The organism is Prosthecobacter fluviatilis, from assembly GCF_055388355.1.
In genome coordinates this window covers 4240682-4259171 of the sequence record NZ_AP043782.1, presented here as the reverse complement: position 1 = coordinate 4259171, position 18490 = coordinate 4240682, and the positions used below count along the sequence as shown (strand labels likewise).

General features: G+C 60.3%; 1 protein-coding gene. It reads right to left on the bottom strand.

Annotation, left to right across the window (positions count from 1 at the left end):
* Positions 1-400: 400 nt before the first annotated feature.
* A complete protein-coding gene (locus ACZ5WW_RS16635; RefSeq protein ID WP_377166221.1) occupies positions 401-18241 on the bottom strand; it encodes an autotransporter-associated beta strand repeat-containing protein in 17841 nt (5946 codons plus the stop codon).
* Between the last annotated feature and the right edge of the window lie 249 nt (positions 18242-18490).

The window sequence follows — 18490 nt, the reverse complement described above, 5'->3', positions numbered from 1 at the left end:
GGCAGCGGCATTTTTTCCTATGAGGCCGTGGTTGATGCAGGTGTGCGACGCTCGCGTGCAACCCCTCAAAGCTTCATTTCAAATTGAAATACAGCTTTTGCTTACCCACGCGTTTCCAGCCTTGGCAGGCTCTGATTTTACACCGACGCAGCGCTTCGCGCGGTGAAATCTGCAAGCCGGAGCTTCCGGAGGAAACCCACCGAAAAAGATCAGGATTTAAAAAAGTCCTGCTGTCAGAGAGGCTGCCCTAATTTTACCAAGTAACAACCATGCATGCGCTGGCGCTGCAAAATTCCTGCCTCCACCTGAGGCTGACACACCTGCGGGCGCATGGTTTTCATGCGCCCGCAGGATCATCAACCGCAGACTCAACAACCCGTCTGCCCAATGCACCCAACGATCAACGACGGCTGCGCCGGCGGCCACAGAGCAAAGCCGCCAGGCCGAACAGCAGCAAAGCCATGCGCCCGGGCTCCGGCACCACCACCACAATGCCATAGCTCGCAAAAAGGGTCGTGTCATAGTACAGCCCGGAAAGGCTCAGGTCAGGGAGCGCCAGATCTCCCAGAAGTCCGCCACCACGGGTGGTGCCTCCGGCACTGAACCCATTCGCCGTGACCGAGGACCAGTCGATCAAATTGAACACATCTCCCACCACGGGCTGGTAGTCGGTGCTGCCCCGGCTGAACGTGATGTGACCGCCGCTGTTCAGCGTGAACGAACCGTTGACCACAAGGCGGTCATGATTGCCGCCGGTCTGAGTGTCATAGAAGCTGCCCTGTGAGTTGAGATAAGCGGTCAGATTCCCCGCCCCCATTTGCATGGTTATGTTGGCCGCGTCGTTGTAGTCGGCGCCATTTGAGCCGCCCATTTGAAGAACCAGGCGATCCACACCCGTCGCGCTTCCTGTGAGCACGACATTGCCGTTCACAGTCAAAGCGCCGATGCCGTCGCCGGCGGTGCCGATGCTGAAGGGGTCTGAAGACATGCCAGGGCGGAGGACTCCGGCACCACCACTGGTGCCGATGATGAGGTCTCCCGAACCCGTCTCCACGGTGCCGGAGCCGTTGAAGGTGCCGTCAAAGGTGAAGTCGCCTGCGGTGCTGGCGGAAAAATCAAAGGTGCCGCCGTTGTTGACCTCGATCCAGCGGGTGCCGGACACCGCGCCACCACCGGCCAGCGCCAGGGTGCCCTCGCTGACAGTGGTCTTGCCCGTGTAGGTGTTGTCATTGGTGAAGGTCACCGTGCCGGAACCCTGCTTGTTCACGCTTAGCGTGTCTCCGGACTGGGCCTCGGAGATGACCCCGGAAAACACCACGCCCTTTTCCCCTGTCACAAGCGTGTCATCGTTCGAAGAAGAGAGGAGGATCAGTTCGCGGACATTGTCCACCCCGGGCAGGCTGGAATGCTGCAGCGTCACGTTGCCGTAGAAGTAGGTGGTGTCGCTGGTGAAGGTGCCGCCAAGGGTGGTCTTGCCGCTGCCGTTGGTGTCATTGATGTCAATGTCATTGTAGATCGTCATCCCACCGTTGGCGGCCACCAGGGACACGTCGGCGTTGGGAACATCCTGCAGCCAGTGCACCGGATCTGTCCTGGCGGTGTTCACACTGGCCACATCCGTGGAGGCCTGGAAGAACTGAAGCCCCGCCTGCGTCGTGCCATGGCTGACGGCGATGCTGCTGCCGTAGAGCATTTCACCGGCCTCATCAAAGTCGGATACGCGGACGAGATTCATCTGACCGCAGGAAGCGTCCACGCTGACGACCTGATACACACCGTTGTATTCAGGATGCGCGCTTTCGTCTTTGACCAGAATGCGTTTGCCAATGTCAGCGGCCGTGATCGCCACCCCGTCCACGGTGGCATTCACATTGAGGAAGGCACCTTTGCCAGGGCCGCCCGCACCGTTGCCTGCTGCATCGTAGCTGCCGCTGGTTCTCGTGATGAGAGAGGAGGTCGTGGCCAGATAGGCTCCGGCCAGTTCATGCCGTGTGTCCCCCATTTCAACGACCGTGGAAGACAGCGCATAGCCGTCAAAGATGCTGATGGTGCCGTGGCGGATCACGGTGCCGCCATTGATCGCAGCCCCAGCTGAGCCGATGCGGCCGTAGCTGTTTGAAGCGCGCAGCTCCACCGTGCCGGTCCCGATCTTGACCAGATTGGTCACTGGGTCGGAACCTCCGTTCTGCACACGGTCTCCGAACTTGAAGACAGATGCTCCGCGCGCTTCAAAGAACACATTGGTTCCCGAGTTCGGGATGAGATTATACGAATCGTCCGTACGCTGATCCTGATACAGGGACACCGTCCCTCCCAGGCCAAAGCCGTAGCTGCCGCTGGTTTCGCGGGTGCCGATCACCGTGATGCCCTCGTCATTGCCGCTGAAGTAATTCATGGAGACGGGGTTCACCACGTCCGTGGCGTTGCCGGCCAGCAGCAGCTCCACCTTGGCATCCAGCAGCGGAGTGCCGCCGATGATGGGAAGGCCCCCGAGGTTGATGGCGTTGTAGGCGTCTCCAAATGCGGTGTTATTGGTGCCAATGAGGGTTCCCTGTATCACCCCCACATTGCCGGAAAAAGTGTTCACCCCTGAGAGGGTCTGGGCACCGCTGCCGACTTTGTTCAGATTGCCATACCCGATGATGGCACCGGCAAAATCTGCATCCGTGGTATTGTCCCAGCCGATGTTGAGCGTGGACTGGTCGATGTTTGTCACGGAGCCATCCACGCCTGAGAGCGAGCCGATGGTCACCAAAAAGCCGGTGCCCGCATAATCCCAGTAAGGACTGAGAGTCGCCCCGCTGCTGACAATGAAGCGTGAGTAAGGTGAGAAGGAGTTGTTCGTCCCTGCGAACAGGGTGCCTTCCAAAATCTGCGTGGTGCCGGTGTAGCTGCTGAAGGAGTCGATCACGTCGCCTCCTCCCGTGCTGGCTCCAAAGACGGTTCCACCCGCGCCGATTTTCACCACAGAGAGCGCCGAAGCACCGCCGCCGAAGAGCCCGGGTGCGACGCCGTCTCGCAGTCCGACGCCGATGTCCTGAAAGTTCGTCCCCGTTTGCGTGCCTGAATCGAAGGTGATCGCCGCCGCTGTGCCGGAGGCGTTTTCAATGCCTGCTGTCGTGACCATGCCCGCACCGCCGTAGAACAGGAAATTTTGCGTGAAGGTCATGCTGTTGCCCCCGATCTGGAAGGTGCCGCCGTTGCGGAAGTCAATCTGGCCGGCGGTTCCCAGAGCCGTGGAGCTGCCGATCCGCAGGATGGAGTCGCGGCCTGGCGTGTGTGTGCCTGAGCTGTCGTTGCCGATGCTGAAGATGCCGCTGTAGCCCGAATTGTCGCCGTTCAGCAGCAGGATGAAGAGAGCGCCGTCGCCAATGGGTGCGCCTGCGGGATATACGCCGTAGTTGTTTGCATCTATGACGACCCGGTTGCTGCCAATGATGCTGCCGGAGATGTCGAAAACCGTTTCCTGCACGTGGCCGACCAGATCCGGGTCCAGCTGTGTGCGGTAGGGCGAGGTGGGGGTGTTGGTGCCATCTTCGTAATAGAAGCGGACATAGCTGGACGACCCGCTGCCCACATTGATCTGATTAGTGAAATGAATCGTGCCGCTGGTGGGCAGATAGCCTGCGGCAATGCTGACCAGCTGCCGGATGTTGTCACGCACGACGATGTCGCGGTTGACGGTCAGGTCCATGTTTGGCGCATCAATGCCGATGTTGTTGTTGCCATAGTAGCGGTTTTCGATGCGCATCTGGATCGCAGATGTCTGCCCGGATGTCGGGTCGCCAAAATAGATCTTGCCGTTCGGGTTGAAGATGGCGCCGGAGTTCATCTGCAGGCCGACAAAGCCGTCCTGGATGTCGAGGTCTCCCGTCCACTCATGCATGGGCGTGTAGAAGCGCAGGTTGCCATCGCCGAGCTTGATGATGTTTCCTGTGCCCATGATGCCGCCTTCATTGGGATTGATGAGAAATTCGGAGTTGCCTGTGCTGCCAGCGTCACCGTAGCGGTTGCCCTGGGTCTGGAAGGTCAGATCACCGATGATGTTGAGGATGCCGTCGAATGTCGGCTGGCGCTGGGTGCTGCCATCAAAGAGAATTTGATCGCCCGCTTTTTCACCGATCTGGAACCACTCCCGGAAGCGAAGCTGCCCGGTGCGGTTGGCATCCCGAACCATGGAAAACTCCACCGTCACGTTGTTCTTGATGATGGTGCCGTCCGCCCAGGACTGGGTGGTGCCGAACGGAGCGTACTGCGCGTTGTTGTTACCCTTGCCCTGGATATCAACGCGCAATGCGTTGACTCCGTCCCCGAGAATGGTCAGGCCGGTGTAGTTGTTGACCAAGCCGAGAAGATCCTCCGTGGTGCTGTTGGTAAATCCGCTGCGGTCACCGAACTGCACCGTGCCGGAACCCACGATCTGCAGACCGCCGGCGTTGGGATTGTTCGTGCCGTAGGCGGCGATGATGTTGCTTGCCTCAGACGAGATCTGGTTCACCGCACCGCGGATGACAAGGACACTGCCCGCATCCGAAACACTCAGAATGCCGTTGTTGCCGCCGAGCGTGATGTTCTGCGTGATCGCGGCGCTGGTGGCGCCGATCTCGGAGTAGTTCAGCGTGCCGCCGTTGAGGAAGAATCCGGAGGTGGCGCCAAAGGCTCCGACATTATTGAATGAAACGACGGCCGAACCTGTGATGTGCGTGGCCCCGGTGTATGTATTGGCAGGTGTGTAAGTCGTCGAGGAATAGGTCAGATCGAAGGTGCCCGAGCCGGTCACCAGCCGGGTAAGTGTGATGGTCGTGCCATCCACAATGCTGCGAATCTTGGTGCCGGCCGGGATGTTCATCCCGCTCACGTCCATTCCCACGCTGAGTCCGGCCGTGCTGCTCACTTTGACAGTGTATGGGTTGGTGATTGGAGCTGAGGTGGTGGTGGTCGTGGTCATCGTGCTGCTGACCACGATGCTGCTGACGCTGCTGGGCAAGGTGAACGCAATTTCTCCGGTGCCGGTGAACACAACATTCTGCGCACCTGTGATGCTGCCGTCAAAATGGACCACTCCGGAGGCATAGTTGTGGATCAGCAAATCAATACCGCTACCGCCCGTGGTAACCCCCACGCCCGCAGCGATGGGGGTGCCCGTGGTGTAGTTGCTGGTGAAAAGCAGCCCTCCGTCATTGAGGATAAGGTTGCCACCAGTGATCGTGCCAGCAGCGTCATTGAAGCGGATTGAATTTGTGGCAGCAGCCGTGAGGCCGGCGGTCAGCACATCCGTCTGCAAACCGGCACCGAAGCTGTCGGTGGAGTAGCCCGTGTAGGCGATGACATTTCCCGCCGCGTCCGTGGCGGCCCAGTCCGTGGCGTAGCCCGAGGCGGCTGCGTTCGCCCCATAGGTGGCGAAAGAGCCAATCCGCGCTTTGCCCTTCATGGCGGCATTGGAAAAGTTGATAATGCCACCGGCGATGGACTGGAAGTGGATGGTGGATGCCGCAGCACGGTTGATGGACGTACCCGCGATGCTGATGGTGCCGAAATTTGCAACGCCATCGCCTGCGGCAGCAATGCCGTTGCCGCCCTGGTTGAGCTTGAGGCTGCCAAAATTTTCTGTGAAGGAAGCCCCTGTGCCATCCATCACCAGCGTGCCCCCTGCCAGAGTGAGCAGCGCCCCATTGCCCACGCGACGGTTCAGGTTCATGTCATACCCTGCCAGCGCAAGGATGCCGCCCATGACGTTCACGCCTTCCACGGTGCTGTCTCCGGCCGTGGACCCCAGCAGGTTGACCCGCCCGCCCCCCTGCTTGGTGATGGAGGAGGTCACGAGATTGCCGCTGTCCACAAAGTTCACCTTGAGATCTACCGTGCCCCCCTTGGCCGCAAAGAGGCCCAGATCCCGGGTGTAGGCGGCGTTGGCCTGCGTGAAAATGACGCTGCCCTCACCTGTGCCAAAGGTGACAGTGCCCGTGGTGTTCACACCGCCCAGAGTCGTGTTGCCCGTGGTGTTGCCTTCTCCGTACACGTAGTTCCCCGCGAGGTTGTACGGGTCGTTGGTGTCCACACCCACCTGCCAGGAACTGAGGTTGAAGTTTGAGCCCGCATTGAGCAGGAAGAAAGCCAGATTCGCGGCACCGCGGCCATTGTCGGAAGTCAGCGACCGGCCGCCCATCTGCAGGCCGATCATCGGATTCAACGGAGCGGAGTTCACCGTAGCGGCCGCTGCCGCAGTGTAGAAATCTCCGTTCCCGGAGTAGTAGAGCGTGCCACGGTTGATGTTGATGCGGCCTGCCGCGTTGTACTGCTGGCCGATCTGCACCGCCGATTCGTCGTTGTTGGCAGTCACTTCCATGCGCAGCACCTGAGACTGGCTGTAGATGTCGATCGGCCCGGTGAAAGCGCCCGCCGCGTTGTCCTGCACCACGCCGTTGAGGTAGAGCAGGCCCAGGGCGCCGGTGTAGGTGCTGAAGATGCGGGAGTCCGTGCGCGCTCCGGAACCAATGGCCGTGGAGCCGCCGTAAATGTTTCCGTCAATGCTGGCAAGGCCGGTGGTGTTGCTGAAAATGCGTGGCAGGAAACTGCGCGCATAGGCCGTGGCACCGCCGGAGTCCACATTGTCGATGATGATATCGCCGGCCCAGACGGAGTTGTTCTCGATTTGGAGCGCGTTGTTCACACCGCTGATGGCACCGATGTAGAGATTCACACCGGAGATGCGCGAGCCAAGCCCGAGCACGAAATTCCCGTACCCGGTGATCTGCAACTGCGGGCTGGCCCCAAGCGCCCGGTCATGCCGCGCATACAGGTTGCCGTAGCTCACCGTGGTGAGCCCTGTGTAGTAGTTGACGGCGTTCAGGAACAGGGAGGAGCCTCCAGACTTCACCAGTCCCGTGGCATTGATGATGCTGGAGTTCATGGAGAAGTAGTTGTTGTCGAAGTCCGTGGCCTTGTAGGCGTTGATGGCGTCCGTGGTGTTGTAATGCACCCAGAGGCTGCCGATGTTGAACTGCGCATCCATGCCGTTGAAGTCTGTGTAGCCGCCGTTGAGGGAGCTGCGGATGTCCATGTTGAGGCCCGAATTGTAGGCGGCTCCCTGCATGTTCTGCACACCGGTGTTGTACATCTGGATCATGCCGGAATTGATCCGGAGAGTGGCGCCGTCTGCGATGATCAGGGCGGTCCAGTTCCCGTTGCCGTTGGTTCCGGCCCCGAATGACTCCGAAGCAAACGTCAGGGAGTTGATGATCATGTTAATGCCGCTGGGCAGTGAACAGTCGGCTGCGACTGATCCCAGCGTGAGCAGCGAGTTCTGACGGCTGGTAAATTCACTGCCTCCGAGAGAGTCGCTGGTGACGCCGACAATCTTGAGGTTTTGGTCCGCACTGATGCCCTGATCCTCCAGCCTGATGGAGGTCGTCTGCGCGTCGTCAGGGCTGCCCACGACCTTGTATTCAGAATCCAGCAGCGGACGCAGGAAGTGGTCGCCCGCACTGTTGGTGTCCACCGTCACCAGCCGGTTGGCGATGTAGTCCTCATTGAAGAGGCTGCCTGTCCCCGCCACGTTGTACCAGTTTGGACGCACCCCTCCAAAGAAGCCGACGGCCACTGCGGCATTGCCATTGGTACCGTCTCCGCTGCCGATGAGGGTGGGCAGCACATCCACCTGCACCGCCGCGATGTTTCCGTTTGAATTCGAGGGCACGGCGGGATTGAAGTTTTTGTCCGCAAACGAGGTGCCCGGGTCCAGCAGCCGCAGGTGCACGCTGGTTCCCGGATTGCGCACGATCTCCGTGAAGTGCCAGCCGAGGTACTCGCCTTTGAGCACGGGTGCGCCGCCAGCGAGGGTGGCCCCCATGTCGAACTCGATGCCGAGCTGCCCGCCCAGCACATTGGCAGTCCCCACTTTTTCGATCCCTGAGAAAACGCCAGCGGGGCCTTCAAAGCGCATGCGCACATAGCCGTTGGTATACACCGGCATGTCGTCGCCCAGGCGGCTGCGGGTTTCGTCGGCGGAGGTGCTGTCGTTGTTCAGGCCAAAGAAGCTGTTACGCTCCAGAACCATGCTGGCCATGCTCATGATGCGGCCGGCGTCATACACACGGGCGCTGCCGGAGGCGTTGATAAAGCTGCCGGTGAAGTTGGACTCGTTGGAATAAAACCGGAAATCACCCTGGCCGATCTTGATGATGTTGGCGGAGCCATAGGTCTCGCCGCCGCCATTGTTCAGGTAGATGTTGCTGCCGTTGCGCAGGTTGAAGACCGCGTCGCTGAGCACATGGATCTGCCCGCGCAGATAATAGGCGCGGGTGGTGCCGGTGTTGCCAGTGACGGTCTGGAAAGTCCCGCCTCCCTGGTAGCCCTGCCCATCCAGCGTGAGCCATTCATACAGGCCGACGTCCGCATTGGTCACGTTCATCAGCAAAGTCCCGTTGGGGCCGATGTAGGTGCTGTCCGCCCAGCCGCTATAGGTCCCCAGAGCGTTGGAGGCGGACGAGGCGAGCCCGTTGATCTTGATGGTGCCGTTGTTGATCAGGGTGAGCGAATTGTACCCATTGTACATGTTTTCGCGCAGAGTGTTGTCTGGCGCGCCGCTCAGCACCAAAGTGCCGCCACCTTCGACCGCCAGGCCACCGATCAAGGGCCGGGTGAGATCGATGGGGGCGTCTCCGGCGGGGAGGTCCGTGACGTCGCTTACGATGTAGCCGTTGACCGTGAGCGCCGTGCCTGCGGCCACATTGAATGTGGCACCGCTGGCCCCGATGAAAACAGTGCGTGCCCCGTTCAGGTTGATGTCGTCCGTGGTCGCCAGCGTGCCTCCGTCGATGTGGAGATTGCCACTGTCCAGGATGGCCCAGATGCCGGCATTGTTGGTGCCGGCGGCATTGGTGCTGACGTAGATGCCGCTGGTATAGCCGGAGCCGCCGCTGGTCAGCGTGGTGCTTGTCACGTTCTGGCCGCTGTTGGAGGAGTATTTCCCAGCAGCACCGGAGCCGGAGCCGCCACCGAGGAAATAGAGCGAGGCATTGCTCTGGTTCACTCCCGTGTTGGTGCCGTTATACTCACGCACGAGCCGCACAACGGAGCCGCTGATGCTCCCCAGAGCCGACTCACTGGATATCTGCAGGGTGCCACCGTTGATGTAGGTGTCTCCCGTGTACGTGTTGGTAGCGTTGAGCACTGTGGTCCCGGTGCCGCTGGTCACCAGGTTCACCATGCCGCCGCCGCTGTTGGTGATGGCCGCGGAGATGGTGGTGATGGCTGCGCCGTAGTTGTAGAGCAGGATGTCCCCGGCACCATTGCGGGTGAGGGTGCCGTTGAAAATGTCCACCGCTCCGCCGACGCTGGAGCTGACGAGAATGCCGCCATTTTCAACGGTGAGCGAGCTGCCGCCCAGGTCCAGGTAGGCGTTCGTGGCAAATTTGACGGAATTGGTGACGGCGGGACCGGAGAAGGTGTTTGAAACAGTGACCTCCGTGTTTTTGCCACTGGTAAAATCATTGACGTCATATGCCGTGAAAGCCTTCACACCGGAAGTCCCCTCGCGTGCCGCCCAGTCCGTGACCTGGCCGAGTGCATTGCCATACACAGCCCAGTAGCCAAAGCGCGCACCATCTGTGGTGGTGAGCCCGGGGGCTGAGATATTGATGACACCGCCGCTGCTTTCGATGAAAGCCATCGTGACCCCTGAAGCGGGATTGAGCGTGATGCCAGAATTGATGTTCACAGTGGCGCTGCCAATCACAGCCAGACGCGAGCCTCCGGAGTTGAGCGTCAGGTTGCTGAAATCTTCCTGTGCCACTCCCAGGGTGGCGTCCACGATCAGATAGCCGCCGCTGAGGGTGAGCGCAGCGCCATTGCCGACACGGCGGCCGGCGTTCACCTCATACCCGGTGAGCATGAGTGTTCCGCCGAGCATCTTGAGCGCCTCGACCGTGCTGTCTCCGGCGCTGGAGCCGAGCAGCCGCACGGTGCCCGCGCCCACTTTGGTGATGGAGGAGTTCACCAGATCTCCGCCATCCAGGAAGTTGACCCTCATGTCCACGGTGCCGCCGCGTGCCGCATAGAGGTTCAGATTGCGGTCATAGAGCGTGTCCGCCTGGGTAAATCGGATGCTGCCAGTGCCCGTGCCAAAGGTGATGGTGCCGCTGATGTTTTCACCGCCGAGGCTGGTGTTTCCAGTGGTGTTGCCAAAACCGTAGTTGCTGTTCCCCAGACTGTTGTCAGGATCGCTGGTGTCCACCCCCACATTCCAGCTGGACAGGTTGAAGGTGGTGCCGCTGTTGTGCAGAAAGAAGGACACATCAGCCGCTCCGATGCCGACATTGCTGTCAATCAGCGAGCGTCCGCCCATCTGGAAGCCGGAGAGGTCGCTGTTCGGATCCTGGGCCAGTGCGGCGGCGTCGGTGTAAAAATTGCCGGCACCCATGTAGCGCAGCACACCGCGCACGATGCTGATGCGGCCCGCGGCATCATACTGCTGGTAGAGGTGCACATTGGCCGTGTCCGTCGTGGCCGCCACCTCCATGCGCAGTGCGTCATTCAGCGTGTCTCCGGCACTGAGGTTGATGGCGCCATTGGCCTTGTCCCGGATCTGCCCCATGAAGTCCAGTGTGGAAAGGGAGGCTCCTGTGTAGGTGGTGAAAACCCGTGAGGTGGCCTGGGCACCGCTCATCACGGCGGTGTCTCCGCCATAGATGTTGCCATTCATGTGAAAGACCGTGTTTGAGCTGGCCGCCTCAATGCGTGCCACAAAGTTACGGGTGATGCCGCCTGCGCTGCCGGTGGAGTCCACATTGTCGAGGATGATGTCGCCGCCCCACTCCGCGCCGTCACCTTCCGCATACATCACGAGGTTGTTTCCAGAGATCTGGCCGACATAGACGTCCACCCCCGTGATGCGGGAGTTGTAGCCCAGAATGAAATTGCCGCCGCCGGTGATGTTCAGCCGCGTGCTCTGGCCCAGAGCCTGGTCATGCCGGGCGTAGAGGTTCCCGTAGGTCACGGTGGTGTCGCCGGTGTAGTAGTTGGCCGCTTCCAGGGTCACGCTGGAGGCGCCGGTTTTCGTCAGCCCGTTGCCTCCGGTGTTGTAGATGCTGCTGCGGATGATGGCGGTGGTGTTGTCCCCGTCCGTGCTGCGGTAGGCGTTGAGCTGGTCGGAGGTGTTGTAATGCGCCCATTCGCTGCCGGCGTAGATGATCGCCTCCTTGCCGTTGAAATCGAGATTGCCACCAATGATGTAGTTGTTGATGTCGAGGTTGATGTCCGCGTTAAAAGCGGCCCCCAGACGGTCCATGGTTCCCATGCTGGCAAACATCAGAACCCCGGAGTTGATCTTCAAAGTCCCCCCCTGGGTCATGAGGAGATTCACCTGGTTGCCGGCCCCGTTGACATTGGTGGCGGTGGCGTCTGTGGCAAAGGTCACCGAGTTGGTCTCCAGCACCGTGTCTAGCGTAAGGATGGAATTGATGCGGGAGGTGAAACCGTGGCCGATGGCATCGTCGGTGATGCCCACAAAACGCACATTCTGATCGGCACTGATGCCTGCCGTCGTGAGATCCAGAGGTCCGGCGGAGGCCGTCGTGGTACCAGCGTCACTGATGATCTTGTAGTCGGTGGAGCCGGGTGCGTCTGACAGCGGGCGCAGGTAGTACACCGGAGCTCCGGTGATGGGATCTGTGCTGAGCACCGACGTCATGAGAAAGCGCGAGGTGCGGTCTTCATCCCACGCAATGCCCGTGGTCGTGTTCAGGAGGGCGGGACGGGTGCCGCCAAAGAAACCGGCGATGATGGCGGTGTTGCCATTGGTGCCGTCTCCGGTGCCGCTCAGAGTGGGCGCATTGTCCACCAGCACCAGTGCGCGGTTGGTCAGATCGGTGACACCTGAGGAGATGTCCATGCCGGGGTCAAAATTGCGGACCATGACGATGGAGCCCTGGCTGCGGACGATGTCCGTGAAGTGCCAGGCCGCATAGTCTCCCTGCAGACGGATGGTGCCATTGATGACGTCTCCCCCCAGGGCAAACTCAATGCCGTAAACACCGCTGTTCACATTCACGACACCGATTTTTTCCTGGCCTGAAAACACGCCGGCACCGTTTTCGATGCGCATGCGGGTGTAGCCATTGCTGGTCACCACAAGGTTGTCGTTCAGGCGGTCGCGGAACTCGTCAATGCCAGTGCTGCCGGCGCTGTAGAGGAAGAAGGAGTTGCGGTCCAGCGCCATGCCCAGCATGCCCTGCAGGCTGCCGGCGCCGGTGACGCGGCTGGTGCCGCTGCCGCTGAGAAAGCGCCCGGTCCAGTCAGGCGCGTTGACATAAAAGGAGAACTCATTGGCTCCGGTGCGCAGAATGTCGCCGCTGCCATAGAGTGCACCGCCCTGCTCTCCAAGCCGGACGTAGCCATAGGTGTTGGAGGCAAGATTAAAGAGAGTGGGGCTGTCCACCTGCATCTGGCCGTTGAGACGCACCACACGGCCGGTGCCCGTGGTCAGCACCGCCCCGCGCCCTTCATAGCCGGTCCCGCCAAAGGTGATCCATTCATAAATGGAAGGGTCGGAGGTCGTGGCAAACTCCAGTGTGCCGTTCGCACCGACGATGGTACCGTCAATCCATGAACGGTTGGTGCCCAGCGCAGAAGTGGCGGAGGTCCCAGCACCTGCGATTTTCAAAGTGCCCTCACTGATCCACGTAAGCCCCCCATAGGTGTTCATCATGTTGGAGCGGATGATGTTGTCCGGTGCGCCTGTCAGCACAACGGTGCCGCCCCCCCTGATGGTGAGGTCGCCTATGTCAGGATTGCCATTGCTGGCGGGATCATCCACAAGGCCGAGCTGATTGGCGGTGTAGCCGTTGGCGGAGTTGATCTGACTGTACTCGCTGGTGATGTAGCCGTTGATGGTGAGGGTCTTTCCAGCCGCCACATCCAGGAAGCCGCCGTTGGCCCCCAGAAACAAGGTGCGCGCTCCGTCCAGGGTGACATCCTGCGTCACTGCCAGGGTACCGCCGTCAAAGTGGAGATTGCCGCTGTTGAGGATGGCCCAGACACCTGCCGGGTTTTCCGTTGTTCTGTTCGGGTCATCCAAGTTTGCCCAGATGCCGGTGGTGTAGCCGACACCGCCGCTGATCAATGACGTGGCGGTGACGACGGTGGTATTGGAATTGAAGGTGCCGACGGCAGCGGTGATGGGCGCATTGGCCGTGGTGAAAATGATGGAGGCATTCGTGTTGGCGGAATAGGCCGAGGTGAGGCCTGAATTGCCGTTGCCGCCGTTGTTGACACGGACAAGCTTGACGACGCTGCCATTGATCGCGCCCAGATTGCTCTCGCTGGAGATGCTCAGCACACCGTTGTTCAGGTAGATTTCCCCGGTGTTGGTGTTGGCGGCCGTCAGGATGGTGGTGCCGGTGCCGCCCATGACGAGGTTTGTCTGGGTGCCTCCGTTGTCCGTGATGGTGGCACCAAGGGTCAGCGTGCCGGTGCCGTAGTTGTGAATCATCAGGTCGTAGCTGGTGCCGCTGCCACTGAGGTCCGCATCAAAGCCGCTCGTGAGCGTGCCACCGCTGATGGTGTTCGCTCCTGTGTTAAGCGAGGAGATCAGGATGGCGCCGCCGCCCAAGGTCATGCTTTGGCCGTCCAGAGTGAGGCTTGCAGGGGCATTGAAGCGCAGGTTGTCCGGAGCAGCGGCACCAGTGAAAGCAACATCGCTGCTCACATCCACCGTGTTTCCTGCGGTGAAGTCACTTTCCGCAGCACCGGAGACATAGCCGGCATAGGCGCTGATGGCTCCGGAAGCGCCATTGCTGGCAAAGTCTGTGACGACGCCCAGCGCGCTGCCATAGGTGGCGTAGGACATGAGCCCCGTATTCGTGAGCCCTGAAGCCTGAAGCGTGACAGCCGCCGTTCCGGCACCGGTTTCGATGAAGCTGAGCGTGGCCCCCTGGCTCTTGGAGAAGCTGGCGGCAGCGGCACCAAAATTGAGCGTGGCTGTGAAGCCGGCCCCGGAGATGACATGGATGCCGGACTCACCGTTGAGGATGCGGAAGTTGCCAGTGAGGTTTTCCGTGCGGCTGGCCACAGTGTCGCCGATGTAGGTGAGCGAGCCGCCACCGAAGATCGCCTGGGCTGCGGCAATGCCAAAGTAGTCATTGCCCAGCAGGCTGCCGCTCGCTGCATTCCCCTGCCAGACGGCGCTCCCTCCCATGAAATTCCAGCGTTCCACGGTGGAGGCACCGGCAGTGTTGGCATTGAAGATCACCGTTCCTGGGCCGATGATCGTAGCGCTGGAGTTCACACTCGTGCCGTTGTCAAAAAGGCGCGAGTTGACCACCGTCGTGCCACCCCGTGTCTGCAGAAAGCGCAGATCACGGTCCCCCCCCTGGTTTTCAAAATAGATGCTGTAGCTCGCCGCGCCGTCTGAAGAGCCAATGTAAACAGTGCCGCTCTGGTTCTCACCACCTATGCTGATGGTTCCGTCGCGGTTGTTGTTGTACACATAAATCTGGTTGGACCAGTTCATCACCTGTCCGTCACGCGTGAGCATCAGATGGGTGTGATAGGTGTTGGTCCCCGCGCCATCGGCGCCCAAGGCCAGGCGTGTCCAGTAATCGTTGAGCTGGATGAGGGTGTCCGCTCCATCCGTGAGGAAACCCGTGCCGTTGTTGCCAGCGGCGTTCGGATCATACAGGATGCGGAAGTAGCCACGGTTGAGATCAAGCCTGCCTGTGGCGTCCCACTGCTGGAAGACGTTCACATTGCCCTCGTCATGCCCAGTCATCTGAAAGCGCAGCGAGTGATTGGCGTCCAGCCGCGTTTCAGAGTCCCCCGTGCGGAAAATGGAAGTGATCGAGGCATTGGCGGGGTCGGTGCCAAGATTGCCAGTGGCCACGTCCCGGTACTGCCCGTAGAGGTTGATCGTGTAAGCCTCACCGAAGTTTGAGGTGACCACAGGCGGATCGGCGTAAGGATCGCTGTCGGTGAAGTTTTGATTGTTGGCAGTGTAAATGTTGCCGTAGATCGAGAGCGTGCCGTTGTTGCGTGCAGTCACGGCATAGGACTGGAATTCCGAGCTTCCTGCCGCATCCGCGACGTCCAGTATGATGTCCCCGCCCCAGGTGCTCTGCGTGGCCCCTTCCGCGCGCAGCAAGGTGGTGGAGCCCTGGTAGGTGTTGGTAGCCCGGAGATTGATGCCGGTGATGTTGGTGCCGTACTCGAGAAGCAGCGCGGAGTTTCCGCCGACGAGGACTTCACGGCCTGCGCCCCCGGCGCCCAAAGCACCGGCGTGACGCACGTCCAGCACGCCCTGATCGCTGAGATAAATGTTTCCGGTGATGGTGTTCCAGGTGTCGAGGTAGAGCGTGTTGCGCCCCGTCTTGACGAGGTCGGTGGTGTTGATGATGTGGGAGCGGATGTAGGAGCTGTTTCCGACAATGAACTCGTACCAGTTCCCCGAATCGCGGTCGGTGTCGTTCCATCCGGCGTTGGAGTTGATGAGCGTGGACTGGCCGTTCATGTCCAGAAAGCCGCCGCGGATGACGCCCTCCATGTTGGCATTGGCGGCCTGGACGAAGCTGTTGATGTTGATGACGCCGGAATTGATCTTCAGCGTCTTCCCCTGCTCAATGATGATGTAGTCCTTGGTGGAGGTGCCGATGACCTGGGAGGAGGCGACTGCGTCAAAGCTGATGGTGAGGGAATTGATGGCGGTGTCCGCGGTCACATTGCGCCCGGCGTAGTTGTTTGCGTCGCCATAATTTTCCACGCCGGTGACGGGGGCGATGTAGCGGTTCACCAGCCAGTTGGTACCGGAGACCGGGTTGATGCTGGTGTCAAACTCGGCGGCCGTCAGCGGGCGGAGGTAGCCGTTGTCATAGGTCATGAGGTTCATGCCCATGCCGCTGTACATGTAGCTGCCCTGGGTGGATGAGAGTGGACGCGTATTGGAACCGAAGGCGGGGGTGATGAGGTTTGGCATGACGCCACCAAAGAGGCCCACAACGATGCGCTGGGACGTGGTGCCAGGCGCATTAGCTCCCACGGTGTTCAGGCCGGTGGCATCTACCAGAGCGATTCGGTCGTCCCCGGCCCCTGTGCCCCAGGTGTGCGCCGGGTTGGCATCGTAGATTTTCAGCACGCCGCCGTTGTTCCGGGTGAAGCTCTGGAACGCGCCGTCAAACCTGCCGCCGGCACGGGTGTCCAGCACAAGGAAGTTGGTGCCAAAGTCAGCCACCACATTGCCAAAGTTTTCCTGGTTCGTCACGGTGGCGTCAGTCTCCAGCAGGAGGTTGCCGTTGCGCAGGTTGGTGAAGCCGAAGTCGTTGATTCGGTCGTCATTGTTCGCGCTGGCATACAGCGGACTGGCCGAATTGTTCAGCAGCGCCAGCGAGCCCCAGCGTGTGATGGTGATGGAGTTCGCATGGCTGAAACTGCCGTCAGCGCCCGCGAGCGACATGTTGAAAATGACAGAGGCAGCCTGGCCGCCGTTGCTCCGGTCAAAGCTGTTGCTCACCCAGCGGCCGGTCGGCTGCTTGATGAGGATGTCACCGTTGAAGTTGACACTGTTGCCGGTGACGCGCATCTCGCGAGAGCCGCGCACAGTGAAGCCGGTGCCGGCATTGCCAGCGCTGGTGTTGTCAAAGACACCGTCAAACTGCTCCACTCCAGGATTGTCGAAGACACCGGTGGTGCTGTTGTAGCTCGCGGAGCCACCCCCGATGTCAAACAGGTTGCCGTTGCCACGGTCATCCGGGCCGATGCCGCCACCCACGAGGTTGATGGTGACGTTCGTGAAGATGTGGTCAAACGTGCGGCCAACCTCGCCGTTTCCCTCACGCTGGAAGACACCGTTGTTAAAATTGAAGGTCATGCCGTCAAAGACCAGCGTCTCCTTTGTCTGCTCTGCCAGGCTGCCTGTCCCCCCAACACTCGCACCCCAGTAGGAACCCACGGAAAAACGCGCATCGAGCACCGCATTGCCCTGAAGCGCCGTCTGGTAGATGTTGACGCCGTAGAGGTCATTGGTGGTGCGGCTGCCATTGGCCAGATCAAAGTTGTCATAGGGGTTGCGGTTGTAGGCCAGGTTCACCGTGAGGCCGTCCAGATTGATGCCGGTGGAAGCACCTGTCCCATTGAGCAAACCGCGCGACTCGAAGCGCATCTCCCCTTCATTGATGGTGAGCGACGCCCCGTTTGCGTTCAGCACATCGGCACCGCGGACGATGAAATCACCAGCACCGATCTTGGTGAGGTTCTTGCCGCCAAAATCGAGGATGGACGCTATGCCGGCATTGCCTGCCGTGTTGAGGCGCCGCTCCAGCACCATCGTCCCCTGAGAATCCAGCACCGCATCATCCGTGACGACAAGGTGGGAAAGGAAAGCTGTGCCCGTCGTGTTCCGCAGAGCACCGAGGCCATTGGGCCCCCGGCCGGCAATCATGAAAATTTCCGTGTCATCGGACTGATAATTGAAGGCCAGGCCCCGCAGGTCGATGCCCCCCCCCCCTGTGGCGATGGTCTCATTGCCCACACCCTGTGCCCCGGCGGCACGCGGGTTCGACTCATAGCGCAGCAGGCCGGACTCCACCACCAGCTGCCCCTGAAACGTGTTGCCCCCGTTGCTGAGGTACAAGAAGTTCAAAGACCCATTCACACCGGTCGGCGAGAAATCATTGAACCTGAGGGTGACCTGGCCTGCAGTGCCGCCAGATATCACTCCGGTGAGAAGCAGCCCCTGGCTGTTGGAGCTGTCGTAATTGTAGATGTCGAGCTCGTTGTTGAGCACGATGGCGGAGGAGATGGTGTCGTTGTTGCCACCATCCGTTTTGGTCAGTGTCGAGACGCCGCCGGAAGAATCAAACGTCAGCGTGCCGCCCTGAATGGTGTAGCTGTTGTTGCCCGTGGTGTCACCAATGCTGAGTTCACCCAGAGTCACCGGCACATCCAGCGTGATCGTGCGGTTGGCCGTAATGTCGATGGTGCTCAGGTTGGCAAAAGCGTCCTGGCCGCTTGGGTAGTCGGTGCCACCGTCCAGATTGTTCCAGTTGGCAGCCGTGCTCCAGTTGCCGTTGCCGTTCAATTTCCAATGCCCATTGAAACCGGGAGTCTGCGCATTGACATGCGGAATCACACATAGCACCAAAAATCCGGTCAGCAGCGCCATGAGAGAACACCCGGCCCTGGCTTTCAGCACTCCGGCACCGGAGCGGAAATAAATGCCGTGGAGACGGTTATTTTGTGGTAGCTTGGCTTTCATGAGTGGGGACGAGGTTGGGCGGCGCTGCCGGGCACAGCTCCGTGATTTGCCACTCATTCTGACTGAACGAATATTTCTGCCTATTGGGGCCGCGGCTTGGACATCAATGCGGTTTGACCGTGTCCCTCATTACACTTTCACCAGACACGAAACTGAAGGATCTGCTTAGATTGGAACAGCCCGGCATCATCCACACGCCAACGGCCCTTTGTGGTTGTGATTCAGGGAACAATTAACCTTTTCCTGACG

Coding starts and splice junctions, on each gene's coding strand:
- ACZ5WW_RS16635 (WP_377166221.1), bottom strand. CDS start 18,241: ATGAAAGCCAAGCTACCACAAAATAACCGTCTCCACGGCATTTATTTC.